This is a genomic window from Clostridioides sp. ZZV15-6597 (genome assembly GCF_020657815.1).
GTDB lineage: Bacteria > Bacillota > Clostridia > Peptostreptococcales > Peptostreptococcaceae > Clostridioides.
Genome location: NZ_JAGWCT010000005.1, coordinates 61,669 through 83,082, shown reverse-complemented (window position 1 = coordinate 83,082; position 21,414 = coordinate 61,669). Strand labels below are relative to the sequence as shown.

The window sequence follows — 21,414 nt, the reverse complement described above, 5'->3', positions numbered from 1 at the left end:
TTATCCCAATTTAATAATCATTATAATAAAATTGTAACTTTTAAAATTATTTATAATAAATAATCTATGTAAATCTATTATATTATTTATTATACTACACAACTAAGCAAATTTTTTAAATTTTATAAAAATTTTATATAGATTTCTTATATGAATATTTTTTCACTTCTATATAATCTATCTAAACCTTCTTTATCTTATTAATTGCAACATAATTTTGCAGTAAATTCAAACACTTTGTGAATTTACTGTCACTACACTTCCACTATATTTTATACTCTATTTTTTGTTATTTTATTAACACCAAAATTATAAAAAAAGTCATTTTGACCAAAAATAATTTTAGTAAAAATGACTTTTCATGTTTTATATTAAATTATTAAATCCATTCAGCAGATTCTGTCAATATGACAGTTTTATTTTGGTCTACATTAACAAATCCTTCTGATATTTTTGCTTCTTTAAAATTTCCATCTTTTTTTATCTTCAAAGTTCCTACAGGTATGCCTGAAACAAACGGTATATGACCTTTCAATACCCCTTTGTCTCCCTTTGTAGTTCTAACTACTATCATTTCAACTTCTCCATCATAAAACGTATCATTTGGAGTTACAACTTTCAATGAAAATTCACTAGCCATGACTACATACTTCCCTTCGCTTTTTTAACAGCATCTTCTATTGTACCTACAAACAGGAATGCTGACTCTGGTAAGTCATCATGTTTACCTTCAAGTATCTCTTTGAATCCTCTTACAGTTTCTTTAACAGGAACATATTGACCTGGGTTTCCTGTAAATTGCTCTGCAACTGTAAACGATTGAGATAAGAATCTTTGTATTTTTCTAGCACGTGCAACTATTAGCTTATCTTCATCAGATAATTCATCCATACCAAGTATGGCAATTATATCTTGTAGTTCTTTATATCTTTGAAGTATTGATTGAACTCCTCTGGCTACTTCATAATGTTCTTTTCCTACTATACTAGGGTCAAGAATTCTTGATGTAGATTCAAGAGGGTCAACCGCTGGGTATATACCAAGTGATGATATTTGTCTAGATAAAACTGTTTTTGCATCTAAGTGAGAGAATGTTGTAGCTGGTGCTGGGTCAGTTAAGTCATCTGCTGGTACATATACTGCTTGAACAGATGTTATTGAACCTTTCTTAGTTGATGTTATTCTCTCTTGAAGTGCACCCATTTCAGTAGCTAATGTTGGTTGGTAACCAACGGCTGATGGCATACGTCCTAGAAGTGCTGAAACTTCTGAACCAGCTTGTGTGAAACGGAATATATTATCAACGAAAAGTAAAACGTCTTGTCCTTGCTCATCTCTAAAATGTTCTGCCATTGTAAGTCCAGTTAAAGCAACTCTCATTCTTGCTCCAGGTGGCTCGTTCATCTGACCAAATACTAGAGCTGTCTTGTTTATAACTCCAGACTCACTCATTTCTCCATAAAGGTCATTACCTTCTCTTGTTCTTTCTCCTACACCTGAGAATACAGAAATACCACCATGTTGCTTGGCAATATTGTTTATAAGTTCTTGTATTAAAACTGTTTTTCCTACTCCTGCTCCTCCAAATAGACCTATTTTTCCACCTTTTAGATATGGTGCTAGCAAGTCAACTACCTTAATACCTGTTTCTAGTATTTCAGCTGTAGTTTCTAGTTCGTCATATGCTGGTGCTGGTCTATGTATAGGTAACTTAGGCGCAGACTTTGGAGCTGGCTTTCCATCAACTGGTTTTCCAAGAACATTGAATATTCTACCTAGAGTTTCATCTCCAACAGGAACACTTATTGGTCCTCCTGTATCTACAACTTCCATACCTCTTACAAGTCCATCTGTTGCACTCATAGAGATACATCTTACTGTATCATCACCTATATGTTGAGCAACTTCTGCAACTATTTCTTTATCTCCTAACTTTATTACTAACGCATTTAATAAGTTAGGTAGGCTTTGTTCATTATCAAACTTAACATCTAGTACAGCTCCTACAATCTGTACTATTTCACCTACATTTGCCATTTCCTAACCTCCCTATTTTAGAGCTTCAACTCCACCAACTATCTCTGTTATTTCTTGAGTTACAGCTGACTGTCTTGCTCTGTTATAACTTAACTCTAAATTAGATAGCATTTCATTCGCATTATCTGTGGCTGATTCCATCGCAGTTCTTCTAGCTCCTTGCTCTGATGCAAAAGATTCTAAAATCCCACCATATATTGTACCTGATACAAACTGAGGCACAATATAACTTAAGACTGCTTCTGCTGATGGTATATATTGTACTTTCGATTTATTTTGTTTTTCTTCTTTTATTACAATGGCTTGGTCATCTGTATCTTTTTCAAACACCAATGGAAGCAATTTTAAAACTTCAACTTCTTGTAATAAAGCTGATTTAAATTTTGTATAAGCTATATAAACTTCATCTACTTCACCTTTTTTATACAGGTCAATAACAGTTTGTGAAATTTCTATCGCTTCTTCATATCCACAAGCTTCAACACTATTTATATCTTTTGCTATATTGTAATTTCTCTTAGAAAAAAACTCGTAAGCCTTCTTTCCTACTGTGATAACTGTTTCTTTTTTTCCTTCCATGTGAGATACAGATTCCTTTAATACATTGGAATTGTATCCACCTGCAAGACCTCTATCACCAGCCACTACTATATAGCATTTATTTTTTACTTCTCTTACTTTTAAAAATTCATTTCTAACTCCACGTGTTGTTTGGGCAATATCCTTTACTGTATCGTACAAAGTATTAAAGTATTCCCTTGAATCTTCAGCTTTTTCTTTTGCTTTTCTAAGCTTAGAAGATGCAACAAGTTCCATTGCTTTAGTTATTTGTTTTGTACTTTCAACACTACCCATACGTGTTTTAATCGCTTTAATTCCAGCTCCTGCCAATTAATTTACCTCCTTTTTTAAAAAGGATTATACTTCAACAACAAACTTTTCTTTAAATTCATTTATTGCATCTGTTAAATCATGAGTGAAGTCTTCTCCATCTAATATTTTTCTTGATATTTCTAGATAATTATTATCTACAAATGCATACAATTCTGATTCAAATCTAGCTATATTATCTATTGGAATATCTTCCAAATGATTATTTATAACAGCATATATTATCATAACTTGATTTTCAACTTTTATTGGTTGATGCTCACCTTGTTTTAGTATCTCAACGATTCTTTCACCTTGAGCAAGTCTCTTTTTAGTATCTTCATCTAAGTCAGAACCAAATTGTGAGAATGCTGCAAGCTCTCTATATTGTGAATATGCAAGTTTTAATGTACCTGCAACTTTTTTCATTGCCTTAATTTGCGCAGAACCACCAACCCTTGATACTGATATACCAGGGTCAACTGCTGGTCTTACACCTGAATAGAATAATTCTGGTTGTAAGTATATTTGACCATCTGTTATAGATATAACATTTGTTGGTATATATGCAGAAACGTCTCCAGCTTGAGTTTCTATTATAGGTAAGGCAGTCATTGAGCCTCCTCCTAATTCATCAGATAACTTAGCTGCTCTTTCAAGTAATCTTGAATGTAAGTAGAATACATCTCCAGGATATGCCTCACGTCCTGGTGGTCTTCTAAGTAATAATGACATTTCTCTATATGCAACGGCTTGTTTACTTAAATCATCATATACTATAAGCACATGTTTTCCATTGTACATAAATTCTTCACCCATAGCTGCTCCAGCGTATGGTGCTATATATTGAAGTGGTGCTGATTCAGATGCTGTTGCTGAAACTATTATTGTATAGTCTAAAGCTCCACCTTTTTCTAATGAACTAACTAATTGAGCTATAGTAGAACGTTTTTGCCCAATTGCTACATATATACAGATAACATCTTTTCCTTTTTGATTTAATATAGTGTCAACAACTATAGATGTTTTACCAGTTTGTCTGTCACCTATTATTAACTCTCTCTGACCTCTACCAATTGGTATCATTGAATCTATTGATTTTATACCTGTTTGTAATGGCTCATAAACAGATCTTCTATCTATTATACCAGGTGCTTCAGATTCAACTGGTCTAGTTTTTGTACAAGCTACAGGTCCTTTTCCATCTATTGGCTGACCTAGAGAGTTTACAACTCTACCTATTAAAGCTTCTCCAACTGGAACTTCAACTATTCTTCCAGTTCTCTTAACTATATCGCCTTCTTTTATTCCACTGTCATCTCCAAGTATAACAGCTCCAACTACTTCTTCTTCTAAGTTAAGTGCCATACCATATACTTCACCTGGGAACTCTAGTAACTCACCAGACATAGCTTTTTCTAATCCATATACACTAGCTATACCATCCCCAACTGTTAAAACACTACCTGTATCTGTCAATTCAACTTTATTCTCATAATTCTTTATTTGCTGTTTAATTATAGAACTTATTTCTTCAGGTTTTAAGTTCATGGGTTCACCGCCATTCTTAAGATATTACTTCAGATAGCTTTTCTTTCATCTTATCTAGACGAGTTTTTACAGTGCCATCTATTTGCTCATTTCCAATTCTAACTAGAACTCCCCCTAGTATAGTCTTGTCAACTACATTTTCTATAGTAACATTTTTGTTGTATTTGTTTGAAAGTTTAACTTCAAGTTCTTTAATATCTGTTTCACTCATTGGAATCGCACTTATTGCAACACCATCAGTTATATTATTTTTCTTATTTAATAAGTCTTTATAAGCTAACTCTATGTCTTCCAAAAACGCTATTCTGTCTTTATCTACTAAAACTTTTAAGAAGTTTTTTATGTTAGAACTTACTTCCTTATCAAAAATGATTTCTACCAAGTTTTTCTTTTCTGATTTTGAAACTAATGGTGATTTTAAAACTTTGTAGAAATCTTTGCTAACTTTAGTCATCATATCTACTACTTTTTCTAATTCTTTAAATAATATATCAGTTGAATTTTCTTCTTCTCCTAATTGAAATAGGGCTTCGGCATATCTATTTGCTACTACGTTTATCATTTAGCCTCCCCTACCTCTTTTATAAAGTTTTCTATCAATTCTTCATGTTTAGATTTATCTAAATCTTTTTCAATAACTTTAGATGCCGCAAGTAGTGCTATATTTGATATATCACTTTTAATTTCATTCATAACCTTTTGTTTTTCTTGTTCTATATCTTTGCTTGCTTTATCTTTTATATCAAGAGCATCTTGTTTTGCAGTACTTATTATGTCATCTGATTTTTTCTCTGCTCTTATAGTTGCTTGTTTTATGATTTCTTGACCTTCATCTTTAGCAAAATTGATTTTTGACTCATATTCTTTTTTTAGCGCCAATCCTTCAGTTTTTGCTTTTTCGCCTTCTGCTAAGTCATTTTTAATATCATTTTCTCTTGATTGGATTATATTTAAAACTGGCTTAAATAAAAGCTTTCTTAGAAGTAAAAATATTATAAAAGTATTAACAATTTGGAATACAAATTCCCATGTTATACCTACTAGTGCTTTTTCCATAATTATCCTCCTTTCCATAAATCATAACTACTTATAATCACGAGATGATAAAATTCATCTCATGATTATAAGTTTGAGATGATTTATCTATAAAACCTATCTCAAAATATTTAAGGACTAAATCTACATTCCTAAGTATTTGAAGAATGGATTTACGAATAGAAGTATTATTGATACAACCAAGCCATATATTGCTGAAGACTCTGCTATAGCAACACCTAGTAATAAAGTTGAAGTTATATCACCTTTAGCTTCTGGTTGATTTCCTACTGCTTCTGCTGCCTTACCTGCTGCTACACCTTGACCAATTCCTGCACCTATACCTGTTGCAACTGCTATTCCTGCTCCTATTGCTGATGCTGCCGCTACTATTGCTGTTTCCATAATTATTTCCTCCTTAAAATTTAAAAATTTAAATTGTTTTTTATTTTTTATCTTAATATAAGTTGATTTCTTAATCTAATTCCCCTGCACTTGATATAAACACCATTGTTAGCATTATGAATATATATGCTTGTAACAATCCTGCAAATAAATCGAAGTACAAGTGTAATGGAACTGGTATTAATATCTGTCCAATCGGTATTGATAATCCTGGTATTAGACTAGATATAAAACCTAAAAGTTGATAAAATAGACCCATTATAATTGTTCCACCTAAAATATTTCCAAATGGACGGAAACTTAATGATATTGGTCTAGCTAACTCACCTATAATATTAATTGGTAACATTATGGCAAGTGGTTGAGCCAATTCTTTAAAGTATGATACTCCTTTAAATTTAACTCCTGCAAAATAAATCATAAAAAATGTAATCATTGCCCATGCAGCAGTTGTATCTAGGTCAGTTGTTGGTGATCTTAATCCAAGTAATGGGCTTAAATTTGAGCACGCGAAAAATAAAAACAAACTTCCTATGTATGGTATCATATATGGCATTCTTTTTACTGTGTTTTTACCCATAACATTTGTAACCATTTTAGCAAGACCACCTATTGCAAATTCCAAAAATATTTGAACTTTACTAGTTGGAACTTTTTTCAAATTTCTAGTTAAAAAATAAGATGCTATCGCTAAAAAGGCCATTATTCCCCAACTCACTAGTATTGTTTCACTAATTTTAAAGTTTCCTATGAGATAATAATGCGCTTGACTCATACTTACGCCTCCTTCCTCTTTAATTTATTTATAAAGTTTTTTGATAATATGACAAACTTTGTACTCAATAATCCTAGTGCTGTTCCGATTATATTTAAATGTGGAACCTTAGCTGAAGCAAATAGAACAACTGCCATTATAAATAGCCTAATGGTATATTGTGCTGATGCATAAGCTTGTGCTTTTCCAGCTGGCAATGACACTGTTTTTTCTAGTGATATTGCTAATAATCTAAAATTTAACATAGCTATTATAGAGCCAAATATAAGTCCTAAAAATACTGGCTTACTTAATGTTGATGTTATCAACATTAGCACAATTAAAATTACATCAAATATTACTATACCCTTTGTTACTGACCTTACTTGGTTAAGTAATTTTATATCCAATATATCACTTCCTTCGTGTATATACTATTAGAGTTTTATAAACACCACTAAAAGCACCTCCAACCCCTAACAGTAAAAATATTATTGTTAGAACTGGACTTGTATTTAATTTACTATCTAAAAATTTTCCTAAGAAAGTACATCCTAATATTGATATTACAATCATCAATCCTATTTGACTTATTAAACTAAACAGCTTTGCAATTTCCATATGTGTATTTTTTTTACTCATAAATAGTATCCCTCATTATTACAAAATAAATAACATGTAATTAATCTATATAATAAATTTATTTAATTATAAAATATATCTTACTACTAATCTGATTATTTTTCAAACACTTTCTTTTAATCATTTCATGAGCATGTATTTCAGTGTCAAATTTTATCATTTATTGTCACCCTAAAATTATTCACTAAAAAATTTATCTACTAGAATTTTATAAGTTCTATTCCTGCTTCTTTTAACAATTCTGTAGACATATCATCTGGATAATCACCTTCATAAACAATTTTCAATATGCCTGCATTTATGCACATTTTTGCACACAAAACACAAGGTCTTGTAGTAACATATAAAGTTGCTCCAGCTACACTAATACCATTATGAGCTGCTTGTATTATAGCATTTTGCTCAGCATGCAATGCCCTACACAGTTCATGTCTTTCTCCTGAAGGAATATTTAGTTCCTGTCTTTTACATCCAATATTTTCACAATGTTCAAGATTTCTTGGGGAACCATTATATCCAGTTGTTAGAATTTGTTTATCTCTTACAATAACAGCTCCGACTTGTCTCCTAATACAAGTTGAACGCTTTTTTACCACTTCTGCAATTTCCATAAAGTATTCATCCCATGATGGTCTCATAATTTACTTTTCTCCTCTTTGTTTATGTACTGGTCTCATATATATTTATTAGATTTCTTCCTAAATAAATACTTATTTTTATATTATATACACATGTCAATTGAATGTCCAATAAAAAAAGAGCATTTTTACCATTTAAATTTTAAATACCCGTTATATGCTCTCCTTAATCTATTAAATTTATTATATCACCTTAATGAAATATTAATAGTCTTATTTATTATAAATTAATTTATTGGATAGATTCCATTTTTTAATATGGCTTCTAAAACCCCTCCAGCTATACATCTAGCTTTATCTGATATCGTAAAAGCATTCTTAACTTCCTCTTTTCTAGGGTCTATGTCTAATATTTTTAAATTTTTATTTACTTTCGCTCCATCTTTTAGTAATCCTCTAAGAACTCCAGATATTGTTGCTCTAACTTCATATTTTTTTCCATAATCATTAATATAACAAAGTAAATCACCCTTTTCAACTATATCGCCTATCTTACATACATTTTCCATTATTCCACTATGTTCTGAGTGCATTACTCTTTCTTTGGAAATCCCTTTTATTGCACCTGGTATTCCTGTATTTTTTTCAGCTCTACCACTAGTTATTATTCTTCCTAGATTATGACCTCTCATTGTCTCTATGACCACATCAACATCTTTTCCTGCACAAAATCCAGGTCCCAAAGCTATTGTAAGTGGAGCCATATCTTTAGTTGTACCCAAATTTTTTTTGGCTAATATTCCGTCAATCAAAACAACTGGATTTATCTTAGATAATTTTTCCCCTTTTGGGTCTACAATAAGTGCTACTTTACCTTGAGATAACGTTTTTTCGATTTCGTCTTCGTTTTTACAAAGTTTACACTCTATACCTTCAATAGTAACTTCTTTTTCATAGACAGCCTCACAAAAAGAAACCTGTCTTCGTATAGCTAAAGGCTCCTCTATTTCTAATGCAACCACTTTAAAACCACTATTATGTAATTTATATATAACTGCTGTTGCTAAATCTCCAGCTCCTCTTACTACTATACAATTTGTCATGTATTATCACTCCCAATAATATCATTAATATTTTAATTTAAACTCAATTAATACATATCAATTTAATCGTAAGCAACTAACATGCCATATTTTAAATTATTAATAAGTTATAAACTCGTGTAAAATAGCCATTCTTTTTTAATTGGTAAAAGCTTTTTATTCTCAATTCGAGAAATTTATCAATTCAAGAATTCTTATTCTGAGAAAATACATATAAAAAGGAACTTCCTTATATTAAATAATTTTTACTATATAAGAAAGTTCCCAATAAATATTTATAGTTATTAATTTTTATTTAGTTCCAAATAATCTGTCTCCAGCATCACCAAGCCCAGGAATTATATATCCATGTTCATTTAATTTTTCATCAATTGATGCAACATATATATCAACATCATCATGATATTTTTGTACTTCTTGTATTCCTTCTGGAGCAGCTACTAAATTAGCTAATTTTATACTTTTAGCTCCTTTAGATTTAAGTAAATCTATTGCCGCAACAGCAGAACCTCCTGTAGCAAGCATAGGGTCAACTACTATTATATCTCTTTCTCCTATGTCTTGAGGAAGTTTACAATAATATTCAACTGGTTTTAATGTTTCTGGGTCTCTATATAATCCTACATGACCAACTTTTGCTGCTGGCATTAAACTTACTAATCCATCTACCATTCCAAGCCCTGCTCTTAAAATTGGAATTATAGCTAATTTTTTACCTGCAACAACTTTAGATGATGTTTTTTGAATAGGCGTCTCTATTTCTATATCTTTTAATGGTATATCTTTTGTTATTTCGTATCCCATTAACATTGCAATTTCAGTTAAAAGTTCTCTGAAATCCTTAGAACCAGTATTTTTATCTCTCATTAAAGTTAATTTATGTTGTATTAATGGATGGTTTGTCTCTACCACTTTACTCATTTTGATAATTCCTCCTGATAAAACTGTAATTTTTATTATTTATTATGTTTTTCTTCTATTGCTTTAATCATATTTACTCTTCTAGCATGTCTATCACCTTCAAAATCTGTGCTAATCCAAGCCTCAACTATTTCAAGTGCTAAACCTTTACCTAAAACTCTTTCACCTAATGACAACATATTTGCGTCATTATGTGCTTTTGACATTTTTGCAGAAAATACATCTGACACAACTGCACATCTTATTCCAGGAACTTTATTGGCAGCTAGAGATATACCTATCCCTGTACCACAGCATAATATTCCATAATCTACCTCTTTATCTATAACTGCATTTGCAACTATTTCTCCATAAGCAGGATAATCAACAGAATCTGTAGCATTATTAGTTCCATAATCTACACATTCAATACCTTTTCCTTCTAAATAGTTTATTATCTCTTTTTTTAAATTATATCCTCCATGGTCACAGCCTAATCCTATTTTCATTTCTTTATCCTCCATTTTATATATTTTTTACTATTTTGTTGACAGAATATATTATTTCTTTCATAGTATCTCTATAAGTATCCAAACTTCCACCAAATGGGTCAGATATATCTGACTCATCCTGATTTGCGAACCCTTTAAAAGTATACACTTTTTCTTTGCATTTTGGAACTGCTTGGACTAAAATTTCTTTATGAGATTTAGTCATTGTTAGTATAATATCTGATTTATCTATTAAATCTTTAGTGATTACTCTACTTTTATGCTTTGATAAATCTATTCCAAGTTCTTTTAAAGCTTCTATAGAGTTTTTAGAAGCATCCATACCATTCACTGTAGATATACCTGCTGAAGATATACAATATTCTTCAATATTTTTTCCAGACTCTTCAATAACTTTCTTTAATATAACTTCAGCCATGGGACTTCTACAAGTATTTCCTGTGCATACAATAAGTATATTCATATTTCACAACTCCCTTTTAAGCTTTTATTACTTTATATCCTGCTGACTTAAGTAATCTATTCATAATTGCTTGTCCAACACCACTCTTAGGAAATTCCTCTGAATATATGACATCTATACCTTTTTTATCCATTTCTATTAGAGCATCAAACAAATTACTTGCTACTTCCTCAAGAGTACTTCCCAAATCTATTACTTCTCCATTATAAAACTCTTTATTTCTACTAATACACATTACACCTGTTTTTAGACCTTTTTCTTTATTAGATTTTATCATATCATTAATCTTTGTTGCTACATTTTCTCTTTTTCCAGATATAATATATACATCTGCATTTGGTGAATAATGCTTGTATTTCATTCCTGGAGCCTTGGCTTTTTGATTATCTTCTTTTTTACTTAATGATGGGTCAAGCCTTACTTCGCCAAGAAGTTCTTCTAAAACTTCTTTAGTTATACTTCCAGGTCTTAATATCATAGGAATCTCACCTGTAAGGTCTAATACAGTCGATTCCAATCCAAAGTTACTATCTCCTCCTAAAACTATTCCATCAACTCTTCCATTCATTTCTTCATATACATGTTTCGCTTTTGTTGGAGATGGTCTCCCTGATATATTTGCAGAAGGAGCTGCAATAGGTACACCTGCTTCTTTTATTATTGCCCTGGCAATAATATGAGAAGGCATTCTTATTGCAACTGTATCAAGCCCTCCACTAGTTCTATATGGAATTATATTTTTTTTATTTAGTATTATGGTTATAGGCCCTGGCCAAAGCTTTTCCATAACAAGCTTAGCTTTATTACTTATATCTTTAGCTAAATCACAAACTTCTTCTTTTTCATAAATATGGACTATAAGTGGATTATCACTAGGTCTTCCTTTAGCTTCATAAATCTTCTTTACTGCATTTTCATCTAATGCATTTGCACCTAATCCATATACTGTCTCAGTTGGAAAAATAACCGTTTTACCTTCTCTAAGAAGTTTTGCTTGTATTTTTATTTCCTCATAATCAATATTATTTATATCAATATTACTTATAATAGTCTTCATCTTTCGTATGCCTGCTTTCATTTTAATTTTAGATATAGTTTACAATTATTGTACCTAACAAAAAACCAACTATACAATACACACTTTTTGAGTGTGGAAAAATTTCTTCCAATACAACATACATCATTGTACCTCCTGCTGTAGCAAGAAATACACCTATAAGAGAAGTAAATACTCCTCCAAAATAAACACCTAAAAAACTTCCTAGACCCATAGGTAATCCAGCTATTATTGTAAATAAAATAACTTTACTCATCCTCATTTTATTACATACCAGACCCAATGCCATAGCTAACCCTTCTGGTATATTATGTAGACCTATTACTATAGCAAGAGTGATACCTAAACTTTCAGTTGACATAAAAGAAGAACCAATAGCTAATCCTTCTGGTAAATTATGTAGTAATATACTTATGAATATAAGATATCCAGATGCCATGCTTCCAGATACATCCAATCTTGTTTTTATGTACATAGTTATGAGAGCTCCAACAAATGTAAATATAACTGTATTGATTACTCCCATTTTATCCATAGATTCTTTCATTAAATCAAATACTACTACAGCCAACATTATTCCGCCAGACAATCCCATAAAGAAATTTAGGTATTTATCAACTTCTCTTTTGAAGATAGCTGATATGACTCCCCCTAATCCTGTCCCTATAACACCTGCCAAAAGTCCAATCATCGTTACTTTTAGTATCATATAACCCTCCTGTACTTGTATATAACAATTATATACAGTAGAATATGATAACATGACCTAAAATGCAAAATAGCTGTTTCAAAATAGAAAATAATTTCTAGAAAGAAACAGCTCTTTTAAAACATTCCTTATATTGCAGTCATTTTTTCTGTTTGGTCAACAGTAATTAAAGCGTCTATCATTTCATCTATATCCCCATCTAAGAATGCATCTAGCTTATATAAAGTTAAATTTATTCTATGGTCACTTATTCTACCTTGAGGGAAATTATATGTTCTTATTCTTTCTGATCTGTCACCAGTTCCGACTTGGCTTTTTCTTTCTGCTGCTATATCTTTGTGTTGTTCTGCCAATGCTTTATCGTAAAGTCTAGCTTTTAATATTTTTAAAGCTTGCTCTTTATTTTTTAATTGTGATTTTCCATCTTGGCAAGATACTACTTCACCTGTAGGTATGTGTGTTACCCTAACAGCAGAGTCAGTAGTATTGACACTTTGCCCTCCATTACCTGAAGAACGGAAAACGTCTATTCTTAAGTCATTTGGATTTATGTCAACTTCTACATCTTCAACTTCTGGTAATACTGCAACAGTAGAAGTTGATGTGTGTATTCTTCCACCAGATTCAGTTGATGGTATCCTTTGAACTCTATGAACTCCAGACTCATACTTTAATCTTGAGTAAGCTCCTTTACCTTTTATCATAAAAGATACTTCTTTATATCCACCCACTCCAGTATCACTAGCACTTAATAATTCTATTTTCCATCTTCTTCTCTCAGCATATCTCGAATACATTCTAAATAAATCACCTGCAAATAGAGCTGCTTCATCTCCTCCAGCTCCACCTCTAATTTCAACTATAACGTTCTTATCATCGTTAGGGTCTTTAGGTAATAGTAGTATTTTTATTTCTTCTTCTATTGGAGTTACTTTTTCTTCCATTTCAGATAACTCCATTTTTGCTAATTCTCTTAACTCTTCGTCTGACTCTTCTTGTAAAATTTCTTTTGAGTCCTTTATACTATCTAAAACACTTTTATACTCTCTGTATTTCATGACAATAGGCTCTAAGTCAGCATGTTCTTTTATATACTTTTGCCAAACTTTTTGATCATTTATTACATCAGGATCACCTATTTTTTCACTTAAGTCTTTATATGTATCTTCCAATACCTCTAATTTTTTTAACATACTTTCACCTCGATTAAATGTAACATATCAATTGTTGATTATATCATATATTGTAGCCTATAACAACTCTATCAATGCCTTGTATATCCTTCTTTGTATATATTTGTTTATATCCATTACTTTTCATAATATTAATTACATCTTCAGCTTGATTATGACCAACTTCATATGCTAATATTCCACATTCATTTAAATATTTCTTTCCTCGTTCTGTTATTTTTCTATAAAAATCCAATCCATCTTCTCCACCCTCAAGCGCATTATATGGCTCATAATCCTTAACTTGTGTGTGTAATGTTTCTATATCTTGCTTTTTTATATATGGTGGATTTGAAACTATAATATCAAATTTTATATTACTATCATTTAATGCTGTAAATAAATCTGATTTGATGTACTCTATTTTTTCATCAACTTCATTTATAATAGCATTTTTCTTTCCTATTTCTAGAGCTATTTCTGATATATCAAAAGATGTCACATTGGAATTTTCAATGTATTTTGCTAAACTAACTGTAATAGCACCTGAACCAGTACCTATATCTAGTATGCTTACATTTTTTCTATCTTTACATATTTCAATTATTTCTTCTACTAAAGTTTCTGTATCTGGTCTTGGGATTAATACTCCTTCCTTAACAAAGAAATCTAGCCCCATAAACTCTCTCTTTTCAACTATATATGCTATTGGTCTTCCATTTATTCTTTCTTCTGCAAAACCTATAAATTTTGTTTTCTGTTCTTCATCTAATTCCTTATTTAGATTTAAGTGAATATACAATCTATCAACATCACCTAATGCTTTTTGTAATAACAATTCTGTATCTAGTCTTGGAGTATCACTTATATCTTTAAATTCCTCTGAATATTTAATAATTATATCTTTTATCGTCATAATAAATACCCTTTTCTTTAATCTACTACTGCCTTTAATGCTTCTAAAGCTACTTCTAACTGCTCATCATCAGGCTCTTTAGTTGTAAAGTATTGCAACATCATACCTGGATATGCAATAATCTTAGTGAATCCATTGTCATATCTTCCAAGAATTCTAATTACTTCATAAGATAATCCTGCTACTATAGGAACACATATGATTCTCATAAATATCCTAAGTATTGGATTTGGCCAACCAAAAAATGCAAACAATATTATTGATACAGCCATAACTATAAATAAAAAATTTGTACCACATCTAGGATGAAGCCTTTTAAATTTTCTAGCATTTTCTACTGTAAGTTCCAAATTATTTTCATAACAATATATAGATTTATGCTCTGCACCATGATATTGAAATACTCTTTCTATATCCTTACTTCTAGAAATTAATACTATATATGCAAATAATATAACTATCCTTATAATACCTTCTATTAAATTGAGCATAAAATCACTAGGTATTACCTTAGAAAAGGCCCCTCCTACTAGTGTAGGTATAAAAATAAATAAACCAGCAGAAAGTATCATCGCTACAACCAAGGAAAATACTATAAGTATATCATTTGCCTTGTCTTTAAAAATCTTCTTCATAAATAAATCAAATTTATCCTCTTCAGCTTCTTCCATAAAGAACTCTGAAGAAAAGTTCAAACTCTTTATTCCTTGAATCATTGTATCTATCATAACAAAAGAACCTCTAATAAAAGGTATCTTATCTATATTCTTATCTCTTACCCAACTTTTTATTATATCTTCTTTTAAGGCTATTTCTCCGTCACTTTTTCTAACAGCTACAGCTCTTTTATCTTTTGATTGCATCATTACGCCTTCAATAACAGCTTGACCACCTACAGATTGTTTTCCCATCCACTCACCTCATTCAATTGCATTTTAAATACTTGATTTAACATATTTATTATTATAATACAAAAAGACAATTTAAAGTAGAATATGAATCTTTTTTTGTAATAAAATAGGAGTTGGCTTCCTCCAACTCCATTTTTATAAAAATTAGTCCATTTTGAATCTTTTTTTGAATTTGTCGATTCTTCCACCTTTTTCTATGTTCTTTTGTTTTCCTGTATAGAATGGATGGCACTCTGAACATATTTCAACTTTTATTTCGTCCTTAGTTGAACCAGCAACAAATGTGTTCCCACAAGCACAACGCACTTCAACTGGATTGTATTTTGGTTGTATTTCCTTTTGCATTATAGTCACCTCTTCTCTTTATTTAAAAAAATTAATTATATTAACTTTCTTTTTACATTATCAACTACATTATTATAGCACAACTTATTATGCCATTCAAGTGATTTTTCTATTACTTTATATAATCTATTTTTACAATTATTCCTTGATTTTACAAACTCTTTATCGATTTTACAAATTCTTTATTGTCTTTAGTCCTTTTTATAAGTTCAATGACTTTATCTGTAATTTCCATCACTGAATTATTACTCATTTCTCTTCTTAATCTCCAAAGAGCTGTTTTTTCTTCATCATCAAGCAATAAGTCATCTCTTCTTGTCCCAGACTTATAAATATCAATTGCAGGGAATATCCTTTTTTCAGCTAATTTTCTATCTAAGTGTAATTCCATATTTCCTGTACCTTTAAATTCCTCGAAAATTACATCATCCATTCTAGAGCCAGTTTCAACTAGTGCTGTTCCTAGTATTGTCAAAGAACCACCTTGTCTTATATTTCTGGCAGCTCCAAAGAATTTTTTAGGTCCATGAAGTGCACCAGGGTCAATACCTCCAGATAAAGTTCTACCTGTAGGAGATATTGTAAGGTTATATGCTCTTGCAAGTCTAGTTATACTGTCTAGTAAGATTACTACATCTTTACCGTGTTCAACTAGTCTTTGAGCTCTATTTAATACCATTTCTGCAACCTTAACATGATGACTTGATACTTGGTCAAAAGTAGAATATATAACATCTCCTTCAATAGATTCCTTCATATCAGTAACTTCCTCTGGTCTTTCATCTATAAGAAGGACTATAAGTTCAACATTTGGATGGTTTTTAGCTATACTGTTTGCGACACTTTTTAAAAGAATTGTTTTCCCAGCTTTTGGAGGTGCAACTATCAATCCTCTTTGTCCTTTACCTATAGGAGAAATTAAATCTATAATTCTTGTAGCTATCTCATTTCTATTTGTTTCCAGTGTAAGTCGTTCTTCTGGAAAGATTGGTGTCAATGTCTCAAATGCATTTCTTTGTATAGCTGTATCAGGGTTCTCATCATTTATCTTTTGAACATATAAAAGTGCTCTAAACTTTTCTCCACTTTTTGGATGTCTAGTTATACCCTTAATCTTATCTCCTGTTTTCATATTAAATCTTCTTATTTGAGATGGTGAAACATATACATCTCCTTCAGTAGATAAATAATTTGAGCCTCTTAAAAAACCAAATCCATCTGGTAAAATCTCAAGTACACCGACTACTTCATCTTCCTTTGATGTGTTGAATTCATCTACTATCTTAGATTCATCTACTTGTTTAGGCATATAATAGTTTTTATTATTATTTCTGACCATTCTATTACATGTATTTGATGCCTTATTGTAATCATTTGTATTTGATGTCTTATTATAATCATTTTTTTGGTTTCTGTTATCTTGGCTTTGGGAAATATTCTGATTATCTATTTCTTTTTTGTTATATGATTTGGCAGGGCTCTTATATTCAACTTCTTTTTCTATGCTTTCGTTCTCTATATTTTCTTTTCTATTTTTCATGTCTTCTTTTATATTTTCATTTTTATCTTTAATTTCTTCATTTGCTTTTATCTCATTTGTTTTTATTTCATTCTTGCTCTTAGAATTTATAATCTCAATTAGCTCATTTTTCTTATATGTAGTAATTGATTTTATTTTTAATTCTTTTGCTATTTCTCGTAGTTCAACTAATGTTTTACTACCCAATCCTTCTAATACTTTATCATCTAAAATCAAAAAAATCCTCCTCATCTATATATTCATTTATATATATACTTTTTTTGGAAATTGAAGGCATGAAAAAGAAAAGTTTTATTCAAACAGTTAAGTCTAATAATATCACTATTTATACATTATGGTCAATAAATAAAATTTAAAACATTATTATCCATTATATTTATTATATCTCAAGTCCAATCTTAGCACGCTTCTATAAATTTATCACTATATTTATATCTTATAATAATATTTTCCCTTAAAATATGCAACTGTTATAAAAATTATTTTTTATCTTTATAAATTCTAAAAACCATATATAACTAGAATTCTGTAAATTTTTGACTACATCAAGTTATATATGGTTTTTATATTTATGTACACCACAGTAGTTATTTATTTCTATAACATAGCTGCAATCATACTTAAAACAGCTGTTATACTTGTTAATACAAGAACACCCACAATCCCAACAGCTATTATTCTATTAATCTTTTTTTGACTTGATTTTGCCACACTACATCACCTTTCCTAATTATTTTTGAATTTCGAGCTCCTTAATTTCGCAAATCTTATCTGAATCTATTTCTTCATTTGTATTATTGTATAGCACATTGACATCTTTATCAAATTCATTACAAACATGTCTTAAATACTTAATAAAATCTTCCTTGAGGTCTTCTTTCTTTAGAGCAAAATCGACAGTCGCTTCTAAAAATCCTAATTTATCACCAACATCATATCTCTTACCCTCAAAGTTATATGCATACATGGCTTCTTTTTTAGACAATACTTTTAAAGCATCTGTAAGTTGTACTTCTCCACCTTTACCTGGTGGTAAATCCTTAAGTATATCAAATATCTCAGGAGTTATTATATACCTACCCAAAATAGCTATATTTGAAGGTGCCTTTCCTGATTCTGGTTTTTCTACCATATCTTTTACTTTATAAACCCTGCCCTCTATATTTTTAGCTTCTATTATACCATATTTATTAGTATCTTCTGGATTCACTTTTTGCACACCTAATATTGTAGTTCTATACTCTTCATATGCGTCTGTTAATTGTTTTAAACAAGGCACATCATTGTCTACAATGTCATCTCCTAGCATTACAGCAAAAGGTTCATCACCTATAAAGTGTCTAGCACAATAAATCGCATCTCCCAGTCCTTTTGGCTCTTTCTGTCTTATATAATGTATATTAATCATGTTAGATATGTTTTGTACTATTTCTAACAACTCTTTTTTACCTTTTTTTTCTAAATCAAGTTCTAATTCTACAGATTTATCAAAGTGGTCTTCAATAGATTTTTTATTTCTGCCTGTTATTATTAGTATTTCCTCTATTCCTGAAGCTACAGCCTCTTCTATTATGTATTGTAGAGTTGGTTTATCAACTATTGGTAACATTTCTTTTGGTTGTGCCTTTGTCGCTGGCAAAAATCTAGTACCTAAACCTGCTGCTGGTATTACAGCTTTTTTAACTTTAACTTGCATAGAATCATCTCCCACTAATTAATAGATAAAAAGTCCTATTATAAAATAGGACTTTAAACTTTTAGTATATTTTAACATTAATTCAATATATTTTCCATGTGGATTATAATAAATCTTTTATAATAGCTTTTCAAGTTCTGCTACCAAGCTGTCAAATTTTTTGATTGTATTTTCTATAGGTTTTGTATTAGTTAAATTTATCCCACTTCCTTTTAATAAGTCTATTGGATAATCTGAGCTTCCTTTTTTAAGAAAATTTATATAATTATCTGATCCATTTTTTAGTATATCTTGGGCGAAACTCACTCCTGCACTACAACCTGTAGCATATTTATAGACATAAAAACTATTATAAAAATGTGGGATTCTTGCCCATCCGACCTTAGATAATTGGTCTAATTCATAGTTTTGCCCATAATACTTCTTAAGAAGTTGTCCCCAAGCATCGTTTAACACTAATGCATTTACACTTTTTCCTTTTTCTACTAATTCATGTATAGTTTTTTCAAATTCAGCATACATAGTTTGTGTATAAAGAGTATCCTTTATTAAGTCTAGATATTGTGTTATATAATAGGCTTTCTCTCCATTACTTTTAGATTCTCTTATAAGCATCTCATAAAGCAATGCCTCATTAGTAGTAGACGCAACTTCATGAGTAAATATAGATGGATTTGAATTAAAATAATTTTGATTCTTAGAACTTAAATATTCATATACAGCATGACCTAATTCATGTGATAAAGTTGAAACTGAGCCTAATGAATTATTATAATTTAAAAGTATATATGGATGATTTTCATAGACAGATAAGCAATATCCACCACTTACTTTATTTTCATGTGAATAAACATCTATCCATTTTTCATTAAACGCTTTGTATACCACATCATTGTATTCTTTTCCCAAAGGTGATAATGCTGAATATACTATACTTTGTGCCTTTTCATAGTTGATATTACTATCAACAGCTTTAACTATAGGTACAGACATATCATATGAGTGAACCTTATCCAACTTTAAGACTTTTTTTCTTAAGTCTATATATTTGTGTAAACTATCCATATTACTGTTTACAGTTCTTATTAAATTATTGTATACTTTTTCATCTACATTATCAGATTCTAAATACATTTCTAAAGACGACTCATAACCTCTTTCCTGAGAATAAAATATATTCTTTTTAACTTGGCCAGTAATCAAGCCCGCAATTGTATTTATATTATCATTATAAGTAATGAGTTCATCTTGATAAGCTTTTTTTCTATTTTCTCTATCTGGAGATTCCAATTCACTTGCATATTGAGCTGGTGTCAGATTAGTTTTTCTATCCATATTTCTAAATAATTCATATACTTGACTTGGAAGACTACTTATTGAAGACACTTTACTTAGAATATCTTCTGATTTATCATCCAAATAATGTACTTTATTTCTTCTTATATCTCTTAAATATACACCATATTTTCTATTTATATTTTTATTTGAAATAATCTTCTTATAATCTCTATTTGATAATTTTAATATCTCTAACTCTAAATCTGAGCAAATCCCCATATAGTCTCCATAAGATTTACCCATACTATCACTCATATCTAAATATTTATATGAATTTTTATTAGTATCTTGTTTTAATTTTACATAGGCAGAAAGTTTATTTAATCTTATATCAAGTTTCTCTTTGATATCTAACGCAAAAGACAAATGCGTTGGTGACTTTGTAACTTTACCTATGTAATTTTTAAGTTCTTTTGTATCTTTATTAAAACTCTTAAGTTCTTTTTTCCATTGGTCATCACTTTTAAATAGAGACTGTAAATTCCAACATGTTTTTTCATAATCTATTTCTTGTTTTTTTTCAGCATCATCTTCAGTATCATTATTCATGACAGTAATTGCTCTATCATTATTTTTTTGATATCCTTGGTCAGCTTTTATACTTATTATTAACATGCAAAAAATAGAGATAAATAAAGGTATTATTGCTTTGCACAATTTCCTATTCATAAAAAGCCATCCTTTCAATAAGTTTACTTAATAATAGGATGGCTTTTTTTAGATATATTATTCAATTATTCATACTATATAAATAAATATCGAATTAATAGTTATCCACATAATAATCAACATATTCACAGGCTTTACTTGCTTAGAAATTTAGTTATTTCAACATGAATCTCTTTTGATAATAGCTTTTATTTTTTCTTTTTTTACATTT

The 21,414-nt window shown here is 30.0% G+C and carries 24 protein-coding genes; all 24 read right to left on the bottom strand.

The annotated features are described in order from the left end of the window. Positions 1–379 precede the first annotated feature (379 nt). Positions 380–640: an ATP synthase F1 subunit epsilon gene (gene atpC, locus KGF52_RS02480; RefSeq protein WP_227436229.1), complete on the bottom strand. Its 261-nt coding sequence runs from the start codon at positions 638–640 to the stop codon at positions 380–382. 2 nt (positions 641–642) lie between these two features. Then, on the bottom strand, positions 643–2,037 hold the full coding sequence (gene atpD / locus KGF52_RS02475; RefSeq protein ID WP_227436232.1) for a F0F1 ATP synthase subunit beta: 1,395 nt from the start codon (positions 2,035–2,037) through the stop codon (positions 643–645). A gap of 12 nt (positions 2,038–2,049) precedes the next feature. Continuing rightward, entirely contained in the window at positions 2,050–2,928 is an 879-nt protein-coding gene (gene atpG, locus KGF52_RS02470) for an ATP synthase F1 subunit gamma (protein WP_227839032.1), read from the bottom strand. 27 nt (positions 2,929–2,955) lie between these two features. Next, positions 2,956–4,458 (bottom strand): F0F1 ATP synthase subunit alpha, encoded by a 1,503-nt coding sequence (atpA, locus tag KGF52_RS02465; RefSeq protein ID WP_227839031.1) that lies wholly within the window; start codon positions 4,456–4,458, stop codon positions 2,956–2,958. Between the two features lie 16 nt (positions 4,459–4,474). After that, complete coding sequence (locus KGF52_RS02460; protein WP_227829078.1) at positions 4,475–5,020, bottom strand: F0F1 ATP synthase subunit delta; 546 nt, start codon at positions 5,018–5,020, stop codon at positions 4,475–4,477. Continuing rightward, entirely contained in the window at positions 5,017–5,514 is a 498-nt protein-coding gene (gene atpF, locus KGF52_RS02455; RefSeq protein ID WP_227829079.1) for a F0F1 ATP synthase subunit B, read from the bottom strand. The genes KGF52_RS02460 and atpF overlap by 4 nt, the downstream gene beginning before the upstream one ends. 123 nt (positions 5,515–5,637) lie before the next feature. Beyond that, the gene (gene atpE / locus KGF52_RS02450; RefSeq protein ID WP_021386434.1) at positions 5,638–5,898 is read right to left on the bottom strand and encodes an ATP synthase F0 subunit C; all 261 of its coding nucleotides are present in this window, start codon (positions 5,896–5,898) and stop codon (positions 5,638–5,640) included. Between the two features lie 70 nt (positions 5,899–5,968). Then, entirely contained in the window at positions 5,969–6,673 is a 705-nt protein-coding gene (locus KGF52_RS02445; RefSeq protein ID WP_227436239.1) for a F0F1 ATP synthase subunit A, read from the bottom strand. A 2-nt stretch (positions 6,674–6,675) separates the two neighbouring features. Continuing rightward, entirely contained in the window at positions 6,676–7,062 is a 387-nt protein-coding gene (locus tag KGF52_RS02440) for an ATP synthase subunit I (protein ID WP_227436241.1), read from the bottom strand. A 4-nt stretch (positions 7,063–7,066) separates the two neighbouring features. Next, on the bottom strand, positions 7,067–7,294 hold the full coding sequence (locus KGF52_RS02435) for an AtpZ/AtpI family protein (RefSeq protein ID WP_227436243.1): 228 nt from the start codon (positions 7,292–7,294) through the stop codon (positions 7,067–7,069). Between the two features lie 200 nt (positions 7,295–7,494). Then, entirely contained in the window at positions 7,495–7,932 is a 438-nt protein-coding gene (locus KGF52_RS02430) for a deoxycytidylate deaminase (protein WP_227829080.1), read from the bottom strand. Positions 7,933–8,159: 227 nt separating this feature from the next. Next, positions 8,160–8,975, bottom strand: a complete 816-nt coding sequence (gene yqeB, locus KGF52_RS02425) for a selenium-dependent molybdenum cofactor biosynthesis protein YqeB (RefSeq protein ID WP_227839030.1) — start codon at positions 8,973–8,975, stop codon at positions 8,160–8,162. Positions 8,976–9,266: 291 nt separating this feature from the next. Beyond that, entirely contained in the window at positions 9,267–9,896 is a 630-nt protein-coding gene (gene upp / locus KGF52_RS02420) for a uracil phosphoribosyltransferase (RefSeq protein ID WP_227829082.1), read from the bottom strand. A 35-nt stretch (positions 9,897–9,931) separates the two neighbouring features. Continuing rightward, positions 9,932–10,384 carry a ribose 5-phosphate isomerase B gene (gene rpiB / locus KGF52_RS02415; RefSeq protein ID WP_227839029.1) on the bottom strand — a complete coding sequence of 151 codons (453 nt, stop codon included), beginning with the start codon at positions 10,382–10,384 and terminating at the stop codon, positions 9,932–9,934. Between the two features lie 16 nt (positions 10,385–10,400). Then, positions 10,401–10,850, bottom strand: coding sequence for a low molecular weight protein arginine phosphatase (locus KGF52_RS02410; protein ID WP_227829084.1), 450 nt, complete (start codon positions 10,848–10,850; stop codon positions 10,401–10,403). Between the two features lie 16 nt (positions 10,851–10,866). Next, positions 10,867–11,907, bottom strand: a complete 1,041-nt coding sequence (locus KGF52_RS02405; RefSeq protein ID WP_227839028.1) for an L-threonylcarbamoyladenylate synthase — start codon at positions 11,905–11,907, stop codon at positions 10,867–10,869. Positions 11,908–11,935: 28 nt separating this feature from the next. Then, positions 11,936–12,616 carry a ZIP family metal transporter gene (locus tag KGF52_RS02400; RefSeq protein WP_227829086.1) on the bottom strand — a complete coding sequence of 227 codons (681 nt, stop codon included), beginning with the start codon at positions 12,614–12,616 and terminating at the stop codon, positions 11,936–11,938. Between the two features lie 128 nt (positions 12,617–12,744). Next, on the bottom strand, positions 12,745–13,809 hold the full coding sequence (gene prfA, locus KGF52_RS02395) for a peptide chain release factor 1 (RefSeq protein ID WP_227839027.1): 1,065 nt from the start codon (positions 13,807–13,809) through the stop codon (positions 12,745–12,747). A gap of 43 nt (positions 13,810–13,852) precedes the next feature. Beyond that, positions 13,853–14,704, bottom strand: coding sequence for a peptide chain release factor N(5)-glutamine methyltransferase (gene prmC / locus KGF52_RS02390; RefSeq protein WP_227839026.1), 852 nt, complete (start codon positions 14,702–14,704; stop codon positions 13,853–13,855). Positions 14,705–14,721: 17 nt separating this feature from the next. Beyond that, entirely contained in the window at positions 14,722–15,615 is an 894-nt protein-coding gene (locus KGF52_RS02385; protein WP_227839025.1) for a DUF1385 domain-containing protein, read from the bottom strand. A gap of 144 nt (positions 15,616–15,759) precedes the next feature. Then, positions 15,760–15,960, bottom strand: coding sequence for a 50S ribosomal protein L31 (gene rpmE / locus KGF52_RS02380; RefSeq protein WP_003421397.1), 201 nt, complete (start codon positions 15,958–15,960; stop codon positions 15,760–15,762). 151 nt (positions 15,961–16,111) lie between these two features. Further along, on the bottom strand, positions 16,112–17,731 hold the full coding sequence (gene rho, locus KGF52_RS02375) for a transcription termination factor Rho (RefSeq protein WP_227829090.1): 1,620 nt from the start codon (positions 17,729–17,731) through the stop codon (positions 16,112–16,114). Positions 17,732–18,230: 499 nt separating this feature from the next. Continuing rightward, on the bottom strand, positions 18,231–19,196 hold the full coding sequence (gene galU / locus KGF52_RS02370; RefSeq protein ID WP_227839024.1) for a UTP--glucose-1-phosphate uridylyltransferase GalU: 966 nt from the start codon (positions 19,194–19,196) through the stop codon (positions 18,231–18,233). 117 nt (positions 19,197–19,313) lie between these two features. Next, positions 19,314–21,203, bottom strand: coding sequence for an oligoendopeptidase F (gene pepF, locus KGF52_RS02365; RefSeq protein WP_227829092.1), 1,890 nt, complete (start codon positions 21,201–21,203; stop codon positions 19,314–19,316). Positions 21,204–21,414: the final 211 nt, after the last annotated feature.